Source organism: Microcystis sp. M169S2, from assembly GCF_020245865.1.
GTDB lineage: Bacteria > Cyanobacteriota > Cyanobacteriia > Cyanobacteriales > Microcystaceae > Microcystis > Microcystis ichthyoblabe_A.
Window position 1 is genome coordinate 26,493 of record NZ_JADBUB010000141.1, and the last position, 15,229, is coordinate 41,721.

Sequence of the window (15,229 nt, forward strand, 5' to 3'; positions counted from 1 at the left end):
CTGAACCCATGAAGTCACAATCTTTGACCTCCCCGCCAATATCTTTACTACCCTTATGGGGTATCGGTTTTGGATTATTGCTCTGGTGGCTATTTACCAGTCCTCTATGGCACTCAAACCCGATTTTAAATGATTTTTCCCCTGAGCGATCTTTTGTCGCTTTATTACAGCTTTTTGTTGGGGGGGAGATTATGCCCCATATCCTCACCAGTTGCCGCCGGGTTATTGTGGGCTTGGTTCTCGCTAGTGCCATCGGTGTGCCTTTGGGGGTATTAATCGGGTTGTATCGCTCCCTTGAATCGGCTTTGTCGGCTGTATTTCAATTTCTACGCATGATCTCGCCCCTTTCTTGGATGCCTTTAGCGGTGATGGTTTTGGGAATTGGTGATCTACCCGTGTATTTTTTGCTGACGGTGGCGGCTATCTGGCCGATCCTTCTCAATACGGCTGCTGGGGTTAATGCGGTTGATCGCTCTTGGTTGACTTTAGCCCGCAGTCTCTGTGCTACCCGAGGAGAAACGGTTTTCCAGATTATTCTGCCTGCGATCCTCTCCCATCTCCTAACTGGTTTCCGTTTGGCTATCGGTATTATCTGGATCGTTCTTGTCCCGGCGGAAATGCTGGGGGTTAGTGCGGGTTTGGGTTATTATATTCTCGATACACGCGATCGACTCGCCTATTCAGAGTTGATGGCAGTGATTCTCGTTATTGGCGCGATCGGTTATCTGCTCGATTGGGGTTTGCGTCTGGCTCATCGCTCTTGGACGCATCAAGATTAGCCTATTGGTTCGACTATTTCCCTAAACCTATTTTAATGATCCTATTCCGTTGACATCCTCCCCGATCCACTGCCTCTTGGATAGGGTTGGTTTGTCATTGAAAGCGATCGCCAAGTGTTCTGCTACGCAAACCGCACCCGATAGACACCGCCCAAAATCTTCTCCCTTTCCTCTACCCTGAATATCTGGACTTCCCCGTTGACAAAAGGCCATAACCTGTTGGGTTAAATAACTTTGATAACTTTAGGCGACGAGTTTTCTTAAATTGGCATTTTGCTACTAATTGATCCTAATCAGTCTAGGAGAGCCATAATTTTTAATCTTTTTGATCTGAACTCATGGGCAACAGGTAAGGCCAATAAAGAGCAATCCGGCCCGCTTGCGGGGCGACCATATTCTGAAAATAATCCCTAGCCATCTACGGTAAACCCCCCCCTCATAGCTGACTAGCGCAGTAAACCGCTCCCATCAGTCCCACTTGAGCATTAAGGACGATATGGACGGGAATATTGCTTAATAGCTCTGCCATGCGACCTTTAGCGCGAAAAGCCTTCATAAAGCTCCCCTCGGTCATTAGGGGAAGATTCTTGGCCGCAATCCCCCCCGCGATGTATAATCCTCCGTAGGGAAGTAATTTGAGGGCTAAATTGCCCGCTTCCGCACCGTAGGCCTCGACAAAGATTTTCATGGTTTGATAACAGAGATCATCCGAGTTATCTTGGGCAAAACTGGCAATTTTAGCCGCTAAATCGACGGTTTTTTGCGGTTTACCCATTTCTGCTAACCAAGTGCGGTAAATTTCCGCCATGGCCGGTGATGACTGACTATAGTTACTATCGTGGAGAAATCGATAGATAGAAGTGATTCCAGGGCCAGAAACCACTCGCTCCACCGAAATGCGCTCGATATTATAGAGATCCAAGAGATAATTTAATAGTTGATATTCTAAACTCGATCGAGGGGCAAAATCGGCGTGGGAACCCTCACTACCAAACACCCGATATGTACCCTTCGAGACAGGGATCAAAAAACCCTCTCCTAACCCAGTTCCCGCACCGATAACCGCAATCGGGGCCTCTGGTACTGCCGGGGCCGACTGTAGATTGTGCAGCTCCTCTGGGGCTAATCCTAACACCCCATAACCGATCGCCGCAAAATCATTAATTAATTTTACCCGCTCAATCTGCAGCTCGCGGCTTAGGCGATCGCCAGTTAGGAACCAACTTAAATTAGTCAATTCGGAACTATTGTTAACCACAGGACCTGCAATACCGAAACAAGCTTTTGTCACCGAGGGAATAGTGGTTTGTCGGGCCAAAAACTGCTGGACGATCGGGACCAGATCGGGGTATTGTTCACTAGGATAAATTTCTTGATCGAGAGTAATTAGCAGGGGTTGGGGACTATCCGATGAGTTTTGGCAATCCACTAAACGCAGGATTGTTTTAGTTCCCCCGATATCTCCCCCTAAAAGAATCGTCATGCTGGTTTTTCCCTGAGTTTGTCCCCATAATTATAGTTTTTTACCCTTTCTATCAGGCAAATTTAAAGGCCACCAATTCTATACTATAGTGAAAGATGGTAATGCCTAAGCCCTAATTAAGGATTGATTAATCATCGCTCCCGGGTTGGAATGGGGATTGGCTAGAGGACAGAAAGAGGGAGAAATCAGCTTGGGTGTAGAACTTCGCAGTTACGTTTATCTTGACAATTTACAGCTTCAACACGCCGCTTACATCGGTACAGTCGCCCAAGGATTTTTACCCTTACCCGGGGATGCTTCCCTCTGGATTGAAATTTCCCCCGGCATCGAGATTAATCGCATCACCGATATTGCCCTCAAATCCGCCGTGGTTCGTCCGGGGGTTCTATTCGTAGAACGACTCTATGGACTCTTAGAACTCCATTCTAGCAGTCAGGGAGAGGTCAGGGCGGCCGGTCAGGCAATTTTGCAGTATTTAGGCGTTAGTCAGCGCGATTGTCTGAAACCGCAAATTGTCTCTAGCCAAATTATTCGCAACATTGACGCTTACCAAGCCCAATTAATTAACCGTAGTTCTAGGGGTATGATGTTAATGGCAGGACAGACTTTATATGTTCTAGAAGTACAACCGGCCGCCTACGCTTCCCTTGCCGCTAATCAGGCCGAAAAAGCCGCTTTAATTAATATCCTACACGTTACCTCCGTGGGCAGTTTTGGCCGCTTATATTTAGGGGGAGAAGAACGGGATATTATCGCCGGTTCCCAAGCGGCAGTTTCAGCTTTAGAAAATATTCAAGGTCGAGCTTTTCCGGGTAGCGACAAAAAAGAATAGGCTAACAAAGGCAAAAGGCAGGAGGTAAGGGTGCATCTCATTTTTGTCAATCTACCAATTGGGATTTTTACTTGGAAACTCTCGGCTAAAATTGGGCATTACTTCCGATTTTATTACTCAATCCAAGCTTTTGGGGGGTAGAACCCCCCAAACCCCCCGCGCATTAGCTTTTCGGTGGGATGCTTACACGCAGCTGCTGATACATTTGTCATCATCTAAGAGTCACTGACAATTGCTGATTGTCGGTATTCCTGCAAATGTGAGATGCACCCTATCTCAACAAGTAATTTAAATGCGCGGGCAGCTTACAACAGCATTTCACCCTATTGAGGAGATTCAAAAATTAGTTCGCCATTATTCATTTTTTCAACGACTAAATGGCGATAGAGTGTCACTTGCCGGAGGATTTGGTCGGGATTGTTTTTCTTATTAGAAAACATGATCATTTTAATCGATTCAAATTCTATTCTTGTGATCACACCATCTTTGATCGCTCGTTCAATTGTAACTCGTAAATATTCTAATTCTTGGCTTTCCTCTGGGGTAATTTCTAGACTGTTAGGATGTTCTATTTTCATGATCGATTGTTTTTACCTGCTAACTGATAACTAGATAATCACGGCTATTTTTTCACACTTTCACAATCGGTGGAGAGAGAGTTTCCGTCTGGTTAGAAACGGCGAGATTATTATTATTTTGGCCGTTATTTTGCGGCAATTGTCCGGAGGCTAAATTCTGCCCCTCTCCCGTAATCAAACGAGCGCCACGACCGCGGGTAAAATAATTCCAACCCCATTGCACCATCACCACTAATTTATTATCAAATTCGATCAGATAGTAAATATGGGCCCAAACCCAGACTAACCAAGCGATGAACCCGGAAAACTTGACAAATCCCAAATCAACCACGGCCGCATTTTGGCCGATAACTGCCAGACTACCTCGATCGATATAATGAAAAGGTTGAATAGTTTGCCCTTTTAGGCGAGAAAATAATAAATTCGCCAGATATTCGCCCTCCTGCATGGCCACGGGGGCAATTCCGGGTAAAGGTTTATCTCCCTGATGGGCAAAATTAGCCAGATCCCCGATCACAAAAATATTGGCATAACCGGCGATACTTAAATCGGGTTCAACGATTACCCGGCCGACGCGATCGAGATTTACCCCGGTTCTTTCGGCCAAAATTCGCCCCATTCTCGATGCTTTTACCCCTGCTGCCCATAAAATTGTCTCGGCAGCGATTTCTGTCGTCTTTTCTCCCTGACGGACGCTGACACAACCTTCAACAATATTGGTAACGATGCTGTTAGTTTGCACTGTCACCCCTAATTTTATGAGAGAAGCGGCAGCTTTAGCGGATAAATCGGGTGAATATGGGGGTAATACTCGATCCATCCCTTCTAAGAGCAAAATTTTCGCTTCTGTGGGGTTAATCTGGTGAAAATCAGACCTAAGCGCACCGTGGGCAATTTCAGCGATCGCTCCTGCTAATTCTACCCCCGTCGGTCCGCCACCGACAATCACAAAAGTTAATAAAGCTTGCCGCTTTTCGGCATCGATTTCTTTCTCGGCCTTCTCGAAAGCGAGATAAATACGACGACGCATTTCCACCGCATCTTCAATGGTTTTTAACCCTGGAGCGTAGGGTTGCCATTGATCATTGCCAAAATAGTGATGACTGACTCCCGTGGCAATAACTAATTGATCGTAGGCGATCGGTGGGTGATCTTCCAAGATCACTTCTCCCTTGACCGGATCTATATCTATGGCATGATCGAGGAGAATATCTGTATTGTCATGACCCCGTAGGATTAAGCGCAAAGGTGAGGAGATATCGGCTGGAGATAGCGCCCCAGTAGCGACTTGATAGAGGAGGGGCTGAAAAAGATGGAAATTTCGCTTATCGATGAGGGTAACATGAACGGGGGCGTTTTTTAGGGCTTTGGCCGTGTATAAACCCGCAAATCCGCCGCCGATGATAACAACTCTTGGCTGTTTTTCTGTCATTGCTTAACAATAATTCATAAATTTTTCCCTAGTGTAGTCCGGATTGTCACAATTTAGCGGTGACAAGCGTTACCGAAAATAGCAGTCTTTAACCTAGAAAAAAATATAGATACTGGCTTTTTTGACCAACCAAGAGGGCAAAACTAAGGAAGTATAGGGAATCTCCCCGAAATTTAATCTATATATGCTCGAAAAACTTGAAAAGACCGCTACGCCGTTTTACCTAAGTTTATGACCTGGGTTAACCAGGTGGGAACTTATATTCCGCGTTTCTGTTTCCGAGTACAAGCTCGGTTTACTACCACACGGATTGGTTATTTGCTCCCTTATCACAATCAAGCATAGATCAAAAAACTTGAAAGGCAGTCACCAACGTAGAAGCCCGATTTAGTTTTATCGTAGCATTTTTTTTTCTCAGAGGCAAGTGGGGAAGTGGGGAAGTGGGGAGGTGGGGAGGTGGGGAGGTGGGGGGTGGGGTGTGGGGTGTGGGGTGTGGGGAGGATAAAGCGGCCCATTGCCTATTGCCTATTGCCTATTGCCTCCTGAATCCTAACACCCAACACCTGATCTTGTTTGCTCTGTGAAAATCTGGGACTACAATAGAGAAAAGTGACAATTTTTGCCAGAGTGATTACCGAGGACTAATAAAGAATGACGGCTATCCTAGGGAAACCTGCCACGCTTAACACTCCGATTCTGCACCGTCTTGCCAATGGTTTAACGATTATTGCCGAAAGTCAACCGGTAGAAGCGGTTAATCTCAATGTTTGGCTGCAGGTCGGCTCGGCCTTAGAATCGGATCAGATCAATGGGATGGCTCACTTTCTCGAACACATGGTTTTTAAGGGAACCCGTAACTTAGACAGTGGTGAATTTGAACGGGCGATCGAATCGAGGGGAGCGGTGACTAATGCCGCTACTAGCCAAGAATACACCCATTATTACATTACCACTGCCCCGCGGGACTTCGCCCATCTGGCCCCGCTGCAGCTAGAAGTGGTTTTAGACGCTTTAATCCCCGATGAAGCTTTTGAGCGGGAAAGACAGGTTATTTTAGAAGAAATTCGTCGTTCTCAGGATAATCCCCGTCGTCGCACTTTTTATCGCACCATGGAGACTTGTTTTCAGGTTTTACCCTATCGTCGTCCGGTGTTGGGTCCGATGGCAGTGATTGAAAATCTTACTCCTCAACAAATGCGAGATTTTCATCGGACTTGGTATCGTCCCGAATGGATGACGGTGGCGGTGGTGGGTAATTTGCCTGTAGATGATTTAATGGCTATTGTGAGCGATTCTTTAGATACTTTAGGCAGTAAGGGCAATTCTGATCCTATTTCCCATCCTATCGCCAATCTACAGCCTGAAGCTCCCTTTAACGAGATTATCCGTCAAGAATACGAGGATGAAAATTTGCAGCAGGCCCGCTTAATCCTATTTTGGAAAGTGCCGGGGTTAAGAGACTTAGAAAAAACCTATCCTCTCGATGTTTTAGCGGCTATTCTGGGTCAGGGCAAGGTATCGCGATTATTTCAGTCTCTGCGTCAAGAAAAGGCCTTAGTTTCCCAAATAACTGCCAGTAATATGTCCCAAGCAGTGCAAGGGGTGTTTTCCGTGTCGGCTCAATTAGCCTCGGAAAATATCGAGCAAGTGGAGAGAGAGGTTATAGCACAGATTGGACAAATTCAACAGGAAGCTGTGACAGTTTCTGAACTGGAACGAGTTAAAACCCAAGTGGCCAATCGGTTTATTTTTAGCAATGAAAGACCGAGCGATCGGGCTAACCTTTACGGTTATTATCATACTCAGATCGGTGATTTACAACCGGCTTTTTGTTATCCCCAACACATTGAAGCCCTCACTTTAGAGGATATTCAAAATGCCTGTCAAGAGTATTTAAATCCCCACGCTTACGGTGTGGTGGTGGTGAGACCAATTCAGTAATCAGTGAACAGTAATCAGTGAACAGTAATCAGTAATCAGGGATAAAGATGAAGATATAGCGTTTTTCAGTCTGCTGAGGTACAAAAGTTATGGGTTTTAGGCAAAAGGCAAGAGGTAAAAGTCAAAAGGGAAGAAAAATATGTGTACCTCACTAGCTTAGGAAACGCTATAAATAAATAACTAAATAACTAATTAATTTACATCTGATAACTAAATAACTAATTAACTTAAAACTTACATCTGATAACTGATAACTGATAACTGATAACTGATAACCTATGTGGACTCAAATTGCTCGACATATTACCCAAACCACGGAAAAACCTTTTGAAATCGAGAAAAGTCGTCCCGTTAGTGGTGGCTGTATCAATCAGGGTTATGCCGTTAGTGGCAATGGTTTAATTTATTTCGTTAAGATTAACCAAGCGAACCAAGAGGCCATGTTTGCCGCCGAAGCTTTAGGATTAAAGCAAATTCACGCTACCAAGACTATCAGGGTCCCGGAGCCAATTTGTTGGGGAATTGCCGAGAAATCTAGTTATTTAGTGCTAGAGTGGCTAGAATTCGGCGGTGGCGATAGTCAAAGCTGGGAAAAAATGGGGCGAAATTTAGCTCATTTACATCAAGTTTCTTTATCCGATCGCTTTGGTTGGCAGTGTAATAATACCATTGGTTCTACTCCCCAGATTAATACCATTAGTAACAATTGGGCGGATTTTTTCGCTCATCAGCGTATTGGCTATCAATTAAGACTTGCGAAGGAGCGCGGCGGCAATTTTCCCGACGAGGATCAAGTTATTCCCGCTATTAGCGAGATTTTGAGTCAGCATCAACCCCATCCCTCCCTCGTCCACGGTGATTTGTGGTCGGGAAATGCGGCAATTACCGTCGATGGGGAACCGGTAATTTTAGACCCTGCCACCTATTGGGGAGACCGGGAGGTGGATTTAGCCATGACGGAACTTTTTGGCGGTTTTCCGGCGGCTTTTTATCGGGGTTATAACGATGTTTTCCCCCTCGATGCCGGTTATCAAAAGCGCAAAACTCTTTACAATCTCTACCACATTCTCAACCACTTTAATTTATTTGGTGGTGGTTACGCTTCCCAGGCCAATCGGATGTTACAGGAAATTCTTTAAAGGTTTTACTTGTGAATCTTTGAGGACAAAATTGCCGAATATTTTGCCAATGGTACTCGTTTGCTCTGGGTTATCAATCCAGGTCAACACTATGTTTTAGTTTATCGTTCCGGGTACGAACCGCAGGGATTATTAACATCAGGAGATTTTTTGGAGGGGGAAGAGGTGGTTCCGGGGTTCACTTTTCCCATGGCTGATTTGTTTCAAAAACTATCTTTGTGACTCTTTCTTCTCAACAAGTCGGCTAATAAATCGGCACTATCACTAATAGCTAGATGAGAAGCTTGTTGAGCCATGGCGGACAATTTTTCGGGATTAGACCATAAATCGAGGACTAATTCGCTTAAAAACTGAGCAGTTAACTCATTTTGACGGTAAAGATAAGCGGCTTGAGCTTCAGCGAAAACTTTGGCATTGTAGAACTGATGGTCTTCGGCAGCAAAAGGATAGGGAATTAAAATCGAAGGCGTACAAGTGATCGCTAATTCTGTTAAAGTGCCGGAACCGGAGCGACTGATAGCCAGATTAGCTCTTTGCCATAATCCCGCCATATTGTCGTAAAAAGGCTGGGAAAAATAGTTAGAATGGCGCAAACTATCCGCTTCGGGGTCGTTTTCTCCCGTTAGATGCACGATATAAATGCCTTTTTCTAACCATTGGGAAGCGCTTTGTCGGACAAGTTGATTAAGAGCCACGGCCCCTTGAGAACCACCAGCAACGACAATCAAAAAAGCAGTCTCTGGAATCGGTAAATCTAGGGACTGGGGAATGAGAAACTGCTCCCGTACTGGTGTACTAACCCAAGTGCTGCGAGTGCCGGGTAAATAGCTGGTGGTTCCCTGAAAACCGAGGGCAACCGTATCGCACCAGCGACCGAGAACTTTCGTGACTTTGCCCGGTATGTAGTTAGATTCGTGTAGGATGACGGGAATATTGGCTAAACGAGCCGCTAAAATGGTCGGGCCTGCGATATAACCCCCGGTGGTAAAAACTGCCGCTATCTGACGTTTTTTGATTAAACTACGCACTTGCCAAATGGCCCACAGTTGACGCAGCAGAATCTTGAGAGTTTTTAACCCCAAACGGGTTTGAAACCCCTCAATGGGAATAGTGTGCAGGGGATAGGTTTTTGGAACTAAGGACTGTTCCAGACGGTCTGGAACTCCTAACCATTCAATCTCATAATCTGGCAAGCGCTTGGCGACGGCCAAGGCGGGAAATAAATGACCACCAGTACCACTAGCGGCAATCAATAGACGGGTTGGAGTGCGTGCCATAATTCGAGAGAGGGTAAATTCAGCCCTAGAATGAAATAATCTACCATAGTTATTGATCAATCCTTACACAAACTATCACTAATGCGTAACTTGAACACGATTCCCGATAAATTTTTTCGTCAATCCCTCAATTTTTCCCTGTCGTTGCTGTTAGGTTTGGGGTTAACTTTCACCCTTGCCACCAGTCTGCGGGCCGAAAAGCCGGAAACTGCCCCGGCTAATTTAAAAACCCTTATCTCCAAAATTGAAACGGCGGCTAATGAGCGAGATCTCAAGCAATTAATGGAGTTTTATAGTCCGAAATTTACCAACTCCGATGGCTTGACCTACGAAAAAACTAAAAAGGCTTTAACTCATTTTTGGGAACGTTATAACAATCTAGAATACACCACAACCCTCGAATCTTGGAGTCGTTCCGGGGACAAGTTAACGGCCAATACAATTACTAAAATTACCGGGACGGGAAAGGTGCAGGGACGAGTGGTGGGAATGAATGCCACGATTCGTTCTCGTCAACAATTTCAGGGTAATAAACTGGTTTATCAGGAGATTTTAAGCGAGAGAGTTGAGTTAAATACTGGCAAAAATCCCCCCAGTATTCAAGTGAGAATTCCCGAAAGGGTGAAAGTGGGTGAAGAATTTGATTTTGATGTGATTGTTCGCGAACCTTTAGGGGATGATTTATTGGCTGGAGCGGCGATCGATGAGAAAGTAGATATTGAGCGCTATATTAATACAAATCCCCTAGAATTGGAATTATTACAGTCCGGCGGTTTATTTAAGCGGGTAAAAGCGCCGGCAACACCAGAAAATCGTTGGTTATCGGCGATTTTAATTCAAGGAGATGGGATTGTTGTCGTTACTCAACGGGTTAAGGTAGAAAAATAAATTTTATCTGGCGGCTTTTTTGGCATTCCCCCTCTAGAGTTACCATCTTAGCTGCCCATAAACCACTGAGTACCAGTAACTAAATAATAGGCTCCCGTCACCATCAGTGCCACGCTACCTAAACGGATAATTGTCTCGGAATGTTGCAATAAATTCCGGCTTTGTTTGGCTAGACCAGTAAATAAACTGGCCAAGAAAATGAGAATCGTATAACCAAGAGCATAACTAACCATGGTCAGGGTGCCGAGGACTTGAGAACCAGTAGCGGCAGCGGCGGCCAAAACAGCAAAGAGGACAGGACTAGCACAGGGAGAGCTAACAAGAGCAAAAGTTAATCCGACTCCGTAGGGGCCTGCTTGGGGGAGATTTAAGTTCATTTGCGGTAAAGGTAGCTTAATTACTCCCAATAACCACAGACCCATGACCGCCATAATCAAACCGACAACAATATTAATATAACCTCGGTACTCCACCATTACCGTCCCGGCAAAGGAAGAAACTAAACCAAAAAGACTTAAAATTGTCACCGCTCCTAGGACAAATAAACCTGCTTTGCTGAAGGCATCCCAACGAGATTCTATTTTCAGGGTGCCGATATAGCTGAGGTTAACTGGTAATAGTGCCAAAATACAGGGAGATATGCTGGCAATTACGCCACCCAAAAAAGCTAGGGGCAGTAAAACTAGAGGATTGTTTGTATCTTGTCGATCTAACCATTGCTGATAGCTATTTTCGACGATCGAGATCGCTTTTTCCAGAGGATGGCCGATAATTGGTCCGATAGTAAGGACTAAAATAAGAGCTAGAAGCCCTAAAACCAGATAAAATAATAATTTTTTTGATATTTTCGCTTTTTTGGCGGGTTTCAAACCCTTGACTGATTCCGATACTCGTCGCATAAAATTCTCCTGAGATGATCCAAAAAATAAAATTGCCCTGGGAGTCCTTGGCGATCGCTGGTACTCCCCAAGCTGGGCAATCTTCGACTATTTTTTATTAATAGCCGAGTTCAGTACGGAGGAATAGGCGGATTTATCGGCATTATTCCGGTATTGTGCCAAAATATTGCCCGTAGCGGGATCGATAATCGCAATCATGCCAGTTTGGGACTTATTCGCCTCAAAAAAACGACCTAGACCCAATTCTTGGGCTTTGCGGGCCGATTGGGTCGCTTTCGAGCGATCGCTGACATCGAAGACGATAAAATTAGCTTTACCCGCGTAATCTTTTTTAAGTTGGGAAAGAGTGGGGGCAACATTTTTACAGGCAGGACACCAACTAGCATAGATATCGACAACCACGGGTTTTCCTTGCAATTGTCGCGCTAAGGGACCGCCCACATTACCCTGTTTAGCAGCGCAGGGATTTTTCGAGGCACAGGGATCAGTGCCAGCGCAGGGATTTTTCGAGGCACAGGGATTAGCTTGGGCAATACTAAAAGTACCTTTACTGACCACTGAATCAGAATTAGTCAAGGTTTTCGCCGATGTTCCAGCCACAAGGGAAACCGTAACCGCTAAACTACTAAGACAAAGACCGAGCCATAATAACGCTGATGGTTTACGCATGAGTTAAATTTCCCAATTAAGATTAGAGATTTTTTGGTAAGTCAAGGGTATTACCCCAGAAGAATCCAGCTTGCCACCGGAGGAAACCAGTGTAGCTGACAGTTAAGATTAAATTCTAGAAACCTGAGTCTCAGATGAAGACCAGATAGATAATAGATAAAAAATCTGACTTTAACTGGCAATTGCCCTCATCCATCCAGGAGAATCGTCCTTCCATCTTTTCAGCAAAAATTCATCTACCGATCACAAAGGGATCATCTTTTCCCGAAATCTTGCTGATAAAATCAAGAAGAAACCCGATTAATTGCGGCTAAAAGACAACTTTTCGCCCTAATATGCTAATTTAAACCATTATTTCGCAACTATGACAGGAAAAGACTGGTTGGTGGATAATCATGGGCAATGCTCGGCCTACGAAATAACCCCCGCAAACTCCGAATTATCCCATCCCTACTGGCTCTATCGCTTTTTATCCGATCTAGAAGATACCTTAACCCAGATTAGCGACGATCGCTCACGATTAGAAGCAATTCGGATTCTAGTTCGCCAACTCTTAAACAATTCACCCTGGTTAGATATTCTTAGTCTAGAACCCAATCCCGAAACCGGTTGGGAGGTATTAACCCTCTACGATGAGCCATTTTTTCCCCTGACAGTACAACTGGTCGCTTGGTCTGTGGGTAGCACTTCCCCGATTCATAATCATGGTTGTTGGGGGGTAGTAGCTTTGTTAAAGGGACAGGAAAAAAACAGCTTCTGGCAACGTTTCCCCACCCCCGGATTACCCGATCAGATCAGAAAAGTCGGCGATCGCCTACTCGTCCCAGGTGATATTCTCTGTTTAATGCCGGCTGCTATTCACCATATAGAAGCGATCGGAGATGAGCCAACCCTGAGCTTTAACCTGTACGGTGAAACTAACTATAGTCAGCGTTTCGAGTTCGATCCAGGACAAGGTACGGCGAAAAATTTTTAAATCTCCCTATATCACTAACCATACACCCATGAAGCTACCTCGCCTTGTCGGCATTTTTGGGCAATTTTTGCCCAGTAAACCCGTTTCTACTAGCTCGCTTCAGTTTCGTTTAACCTTAGAACTATTGACCATCTCGATTATCGGACTTGGTAGCGTAGCCATTTGGGCTGCTTGGCAAATGGAGCAGAATTTAGTCGCCGCCCATAAACAAACTCTAGAATACATCGCTAGGCGTTTTCCTGAACAGTTGGAAATGTACGCTCAGATGGGAACCCTGACTACGGGATTAGAAAAAACCATTGATCGAGTCTCCACTGCGGGGTTAGTCATCTGGGTTAAAAACTCCGATGGACAACTGTTGGGACAGTCTCCTGGAGTCGATGGCAATGTCACCGAGATGCGTGCGGCGGCATCCCTAACCAGAGTACCCGATGCACCCCAAATTATTCACTTTGATGGACGCGATATTGTTTTATGTGGCACTCCTCTGACTATCAAGGGTCAACTGTCGGGGAAATTGTATCTATCCCAAGATATCACGGCCGATCACCAGAAATATCAGGCGGGGTTATGGGGCTTATTTTGGCTGAGTATTCTCGTCCTATTGAGCTTAATTGTCTTAATTTCCCAACGGATCCGTCAGGCTATGTTGCCGCTGACTCGCATGAGTCAAATTGCTAGTGCCGTTTCTGCCGATGATTTAAGTGGGGCGAAATTGCAACTCGAACAAGCGCCAGATGAAATTTTAGGACTAGCTACCGCTTTTAATCAGATGTTATGGCGATTATCGGGAGCTTGGGAACAGCAACGTCAGTTTGTCGGCAATGTTTCCCATGAACTGCGTACCCCTTTAACAGTCGTGATCGGTTACTTACAAAGTCTCCAGCGACGCAGCACTAATTTAAATCCCTACCAACAGCAAGCTCTGGAAACAGCCACGGCAGAAACCGAGAGAATTATCCGGATGTTACAAGATTTGCTCGATCTCGCTCGTGCCGATAGCGGTCATCTCCATTTTCGCTCCCACCCTATTATTCTCAACACTTTGCTGACAGAAGTGGCGGCGATGAGTCAAAAAGTTAGCGATCGCAAGATGACTTTATTATTAACCAATGAAGATGTGGTAATTTGTGGCGACCAAGATCGATTACAGCAAGTTTTAATCAATTTGCTCGATAATGCGATCAAGTATTCTGCTCCCGGGCAAACCGTCGATCTGATCTTAGAAAAGCAGCCTAGTTCCGCTCTCATCCATGTACGCGATCGGGGAATCGGTATCTCTCTCTCCCATCAAAATCGCATTTTTGAACGGTTTTATCGGGTTGATGAGTCGATGACTCGCTCGCGAGACGGCACGGGTTTGGGTTTGGCGATCGCTAAAAGTCTAATTGAAGGAATGGAGGGTCGCATCACTCTCCGCTCTCAACCCGGTCAAGGCAGTACCTTTACTATCATTCTACCTCTCTGGCAACCGCAGTTATGAACGACCATATTCTTCTTGTGGAAGATGATCCTAAACTCGCCGAATTTATCGCCACAGAACTTCATTTGGAAGGCTATCAAGTTACTATTGCTTCTAATGGCATGGATGGACTGAAAATCGCTAGGGATTCTTCACCAGATTTGTTAATTTTAGATTGGATGCTGCCGGTTATTTCTGGATTAGATTTATGTTTACGACTGCGAAAAACCGGGATGGAAGCACCGATTATTATTTTAACAGCTAAAGATGAAATCCCCGATCGAGTGACGGGCTTAAATGCCGGAGCCGATGATTATGTTACTAAACCTTTTAGCATGGAAGAACTCTTAGCTAGGGTTAAAGCTCGTTTACGTCGCACCCATGCCCAAGATTTAAATATATTTACTTTTGAAGATTTGACCTTGAATTGTCTCGCCCGGGAAGTGTATCGAGATAGTCAATTGATTGAATTAACGGCTAAAGAGTTTGACTTATTAGAGTTTATCTTACGTCATCCCCGGCAGGTACTCACTCGCGAGCAAATTCTCGAAACCGTTTGGGGTTACGATTTTATGGGTGATTCTAATATTATTGAGGTGTATATTCGTGCCTTACGGGTTAAGTTGGAGTCCGCTAATCCTAAACGTTTGATCCATACAGTGCGAGGAGTGGGCTACGTTTTAAGAGATTATGCTTAATTGTGATTTATTAGAGGAACCGAGGGAGGAATTATTTAGGGCTTGCTGAATAAATGTGAAATATAGACGAGGTAAGGGTTTTAGGGTTCTGTTTTGCTCTCACAGGTGCAAGATTTTGAGAGAATCTTCGTTCAAAACCTTGCGTCTTCATCGGCCCGTGTCCTGTAGGGGCGAAG

Annotated in this window: 14 protein-coding genes, 1 other RNA gene and 1 pseudogene; 9 read left to right on the forward strand and 7 right to left on the reverse strand. The window is 45.0% G+C overall.

The features are described 5' to 3' along the window. Nucleotides 1-8: 8 nt before the first annotated feature. Nucleotides 9-779, forward strand: coding sequence for an ABC transporter permease (locus IM485_RS14685; protein WP_104395787.1), 771 nt, complete (start codon nt 9-11; stop codon nt 777-779). Between the two features lie 436 nt (nt 780-1,215). On the opposite strand, the gene IM485_RS14690 is transcribed toward IM485_RS14685, so the two are convergent. After that, nucleotides 1,216-2,262, reverse strand: a complete 1,047-nt coding sequence (locus tag IM485_RS14690; RefSeq protein WP_104395785.1) for a glucokinase — start codon at nt 2,260-2,262, stop codon at nt 1,216-1,218. A 190-nt stretch (nt 2,263-2,452) separates the two neighbouring features. Here IM485_RS14690 and ccmP point away from each other — a divergent pair, with 190 nt between their 5' ends. Beyond that, entirely contained in the window at nt 2,453-3,094 is a 642-nt protein-coding gene (gene ccmP / locus IM485_RS14695; RefSeq protein WP_002802816.1) for a beta-carboxysome protein CcmP, read from the forward strand. 323 nt (nt 3,095-3,417) lie between these two features. Here the strand turns inward: ccmP and IM485_RS14700 are convergent, their stop codons facing one another. From IM485_RS14700 to ssrS, 3 genes are all read right to left on the reverse strand, one after another. Continuing rightward, nucleotides 3,418-3,672 carry a hypothetical protein gene (locus tag IM485_RS14700; RefSeq protein WP_079208353.1) on the reverse strand — a complete coding sequence of 85 codons (255 nt, stop codon included), beginning with the start codon at nt 3,670-3,672 and terminating at the stop codon, nt 3,418-3,420. Nucleotides 3,673-3,724: 52 nt separating this feature from the next. Continuing rightward, nucleotides 3,725-5,104 (reverse strand): NAD(P)/FAD-dependent oxidoreductase, encoded by a 1,380-nt coding sequence (locus IM485_RS14705; protein ID WP_287744020.1) that lies wholly within the window; start codon nt 5,102-5,104, stop codon nt 3,725-3,727. Nucleotides 5,105-5,303: 199 nt separating this feature from the next. Continuing rightward, nucleotides 5,304-5,491: non-coding RNA, 6S RNA (ssrS, locus tag IM485_RS14710), on the reverse strand. A gap of 264 nt (nt 5,492-5,755) precedes the next feature. Between ssrS and IM485_RS14715 the strand changes: the two genes are divergently transcribed. From IM485_RS14715 to IM485_RS14725, 3 genes and pseudogenes are all read left to right on the forward strand, one after another. After that, nucleotides 5,756-7,045 carry a M16 family metallopeptidase gene (locus IM485_RS14715; protein WP_287744023.1) on the forward strand — a complete coding sequence of 430 codons (1,290 nt, stop codon included), beginning with the start codon at nt 5,756-5,758 and terminating at the stop codon, nt 7,043-7,045. Between the two features lie 278 nt (nt 7,046-7,323). Then, nucleotides 7,324-8,184: a fructosamine kinase family protein gene (locus tag IM485_RS14720; protein WP_104395782.1), complete on the forward strand. Its 861-nt coding sequence runs from the start codon at nt 7,324-7,326 to the stop codon at nt 8,182-8,184. Nucleotides 8,185-8,205: 21 nt separating this feature from the next. Continuing rightward, nucleotides 8,206-8,406, forward strand: a pseudogene (locus IM485_RS14725) (Uma2 family endonuclease); the annotation flags it as partial. Here the strand turns inward: IM485_RS14725 and murG are convergent. After that, a complete protein-coding gene (gene murG, locus IM485_RS14730; RefSeq protein ID WP_104395781.1) occupies nt 8,388-9,461 on the reverse strand; it encodes an undecaprenyldiphospho-muramoylpentapeptide beta-N-acetylglucosaminyltransferase in 1,074 nt (357 codons plus the stop codon). The pseudogene IM485_RS14725 and the gene murG overlap by 19 nt on opposite strands. Nucleotides 9,462-9,542: 81 nt before the next feature. Here murG and IM485_RS14735 point away from each other — a divergent pair, with 81 nt between their 5' ends. After that, entirely contained in the window at nt 9,543-10,349 is an 807-nt protein-coding gene (locus IM485_RS14735) for a DUF8623 domain-containing protein (RefSeq protein ID WP_104395780.1), read from the forward strand. 47 nt (nt 10,350-10,396) lie between these two features. Here IM485_RS14735 and IM485_RS14740 read toward each other — a convergent pair whose 3' ends face one another. Both IM485_RS14740 and IM485_RS14745 read right to left on the reverse strand, forming a co-directional pair. Beyond that, nucleotides 10,397-11,248, reverse strand: a complete 852-nt coding sequence (locus IM485_RS14740) for a cytochrome c biogenesis CcdA family protein (RefSeq protein ID WP_287744029.1) — start codon at nt 11,246-11,248, stop codon at nt 10,397-10,399. Nucleotides 11,249-11,335: 87 nt separating this feature from the next. Beyond that, nucleotides 11,336-11,917 carry a TlpA family protein disulfide reductase gene (locus tag IM485_RS14745; RefSeq protein WP_104395778.1) on the reverse strand — a complete coding sequence of 194 codons (582 nt, stop codon included), beginning with the start codon at nt 11,915-11,917 and terminating at the stop codon, nt 11,336-11,338. Between the two features lie 364 nt (nt 11,918-12,281). Here IM485_RS14745 and IM485_RS14750 point away from each other — a divergent pair, with 364 nt between their 5' ends. From IM485_RS14750 to IM485_RS14760, 3 genes are read left to right on the forward strand one after another with little or no spacing between them, the layout of a single operon-like run. Then, a complete protein-coding gene (locus tag IM485_RS14750) occupies nt 12,282-12,893 on the forward strand; it encodes a cysteine dioxygenase family protein (protein WP_104395777.1) in 612 nt (203 codons plus the stop codon). 28 nt (nt 12,894-12,921) lie between these two features. Next, nucleotides 12,922-14,376 (forward strand): sensor histidine kinase, encoded by a 1,455-nt coding sequence (locus IM485_RS14755; RefSeq protein WP_287744033.1) that lies wholly within the window; start codon nt 12,922-12,924, stop codon nt 14,374-14,376. Beyond that, nucleotides 14,373-15,053, forward strand: coding sequence for a response regulator transcription factor (locus IM485_RS14760; protein ID WP_045359245.1), 681 nt, complete (start codon nt 14,373-14,375; stop codon nt 15,051-15,053). Before IM485_RS14755 ends, IM485_RS14760 begins: the two co-directional genes overlap by 4 nt. The last annotated feature ends 176 nt before the right edge of the window (nt 15,054-15,229 follow it).

What these genes read in the sequence shown, in the direction of transcription:
- IM485_RS14760 (WP_045359245.1), top strand. Translation starts at nt 14,373, where the DNA reads ATGAACGACCATATTCTTCTTGTGGAAGATGATCCTAAACTCGCCGAA.
- IM485_RS14705 (WP_287744020.1), bottom strand. Translation starts at nt 5,104, where the DNA reads ATGACAGAAAAACAGCCAAGAGTTGTTATCATCGGCGGCGGATTTGCG.
- IM485_RS14685 (WP_104395787.1), top strand. Translation starts at nt 9, where the DNA reads ATGAAGTCACAATCTTTGACCTCCCCGCCAATATCTTTACTACCCTTA.
- IM485_RS14735 (WP_104395780.1), top strand. Translation starts at nt 9,543, where the DNA reads ATGCGTAACTTGAACACGATTCCCGATAAATTTTTTCGTCAATCCCTC.
- IM485_RS14745 (WP_104395778.1), bottom strand. Translation starts at nt 11,917, where the DNA reads ATGCGTAAACCATCAGCGTTATTATGGCTCGGTCTTTGTCTTAGTAGT.
- IM485_RS14755 (WP_287744033.1), top strand. Translation starts at nt 12,922, where the DNA reads ATGAAGCTACCTCGCCTTGTCGGCATTTTTGGGCAATTTTTGCCCAGT.
- IM485_RS14700 (WP_079208353.1), bottom strand. Translation starts at nt 3,672, where the DNA reads ATGAAAATAGAACATCCTAACAGTCTAGAAATTACCCCAGAGGAAAGC.
- IM485_RS14720 (WP_104395782.1), top strand. Translation starts at nt 7,324, where the DNA reads ATGTGGACTCAAATTGCTCGACATATTACCCAAACCACGGAAAAACCT.
- murG (WP_104395781.1), bottom strand. Translation starts at nt 9,461, where the DNA reads ATGGCACGCACTCCAACCCGTCTATTGATTGCCGCTAGTGGTACTGGT.
- IM485_RS14750 (WP_104395777.1), top strand. Translation starts at nt 12,282, where the DNA reads ATGACAGGAAAAGACTGGTTGGTGGATAATCATGGGCAATGCTCGGCC.
- IM485_RS14715 (WP_287744023.1), top strand. Translation starts at nt 5,756, where the DNA reads ATGACGGCTATCCTAGGGAAACCTGCCACGCTTAACACTCCGATTCTG.
- IM485_RS14740 (WP_287744029.1), bottom strand. Translation starts at nt 11,248, where the DNA reads ATGCGACGAGTATCGGAATCAGTCAAGGGTTTGAAACCCGCCAAAAAA.
- IM485_RS14690 (WP_104395785.1), bottom strand. Translation starts at nt 2,262, where the DNA reads ATGACGATTCTTTTAGGGGGAGATATCGGGGGAACTAAAACAATCCTG.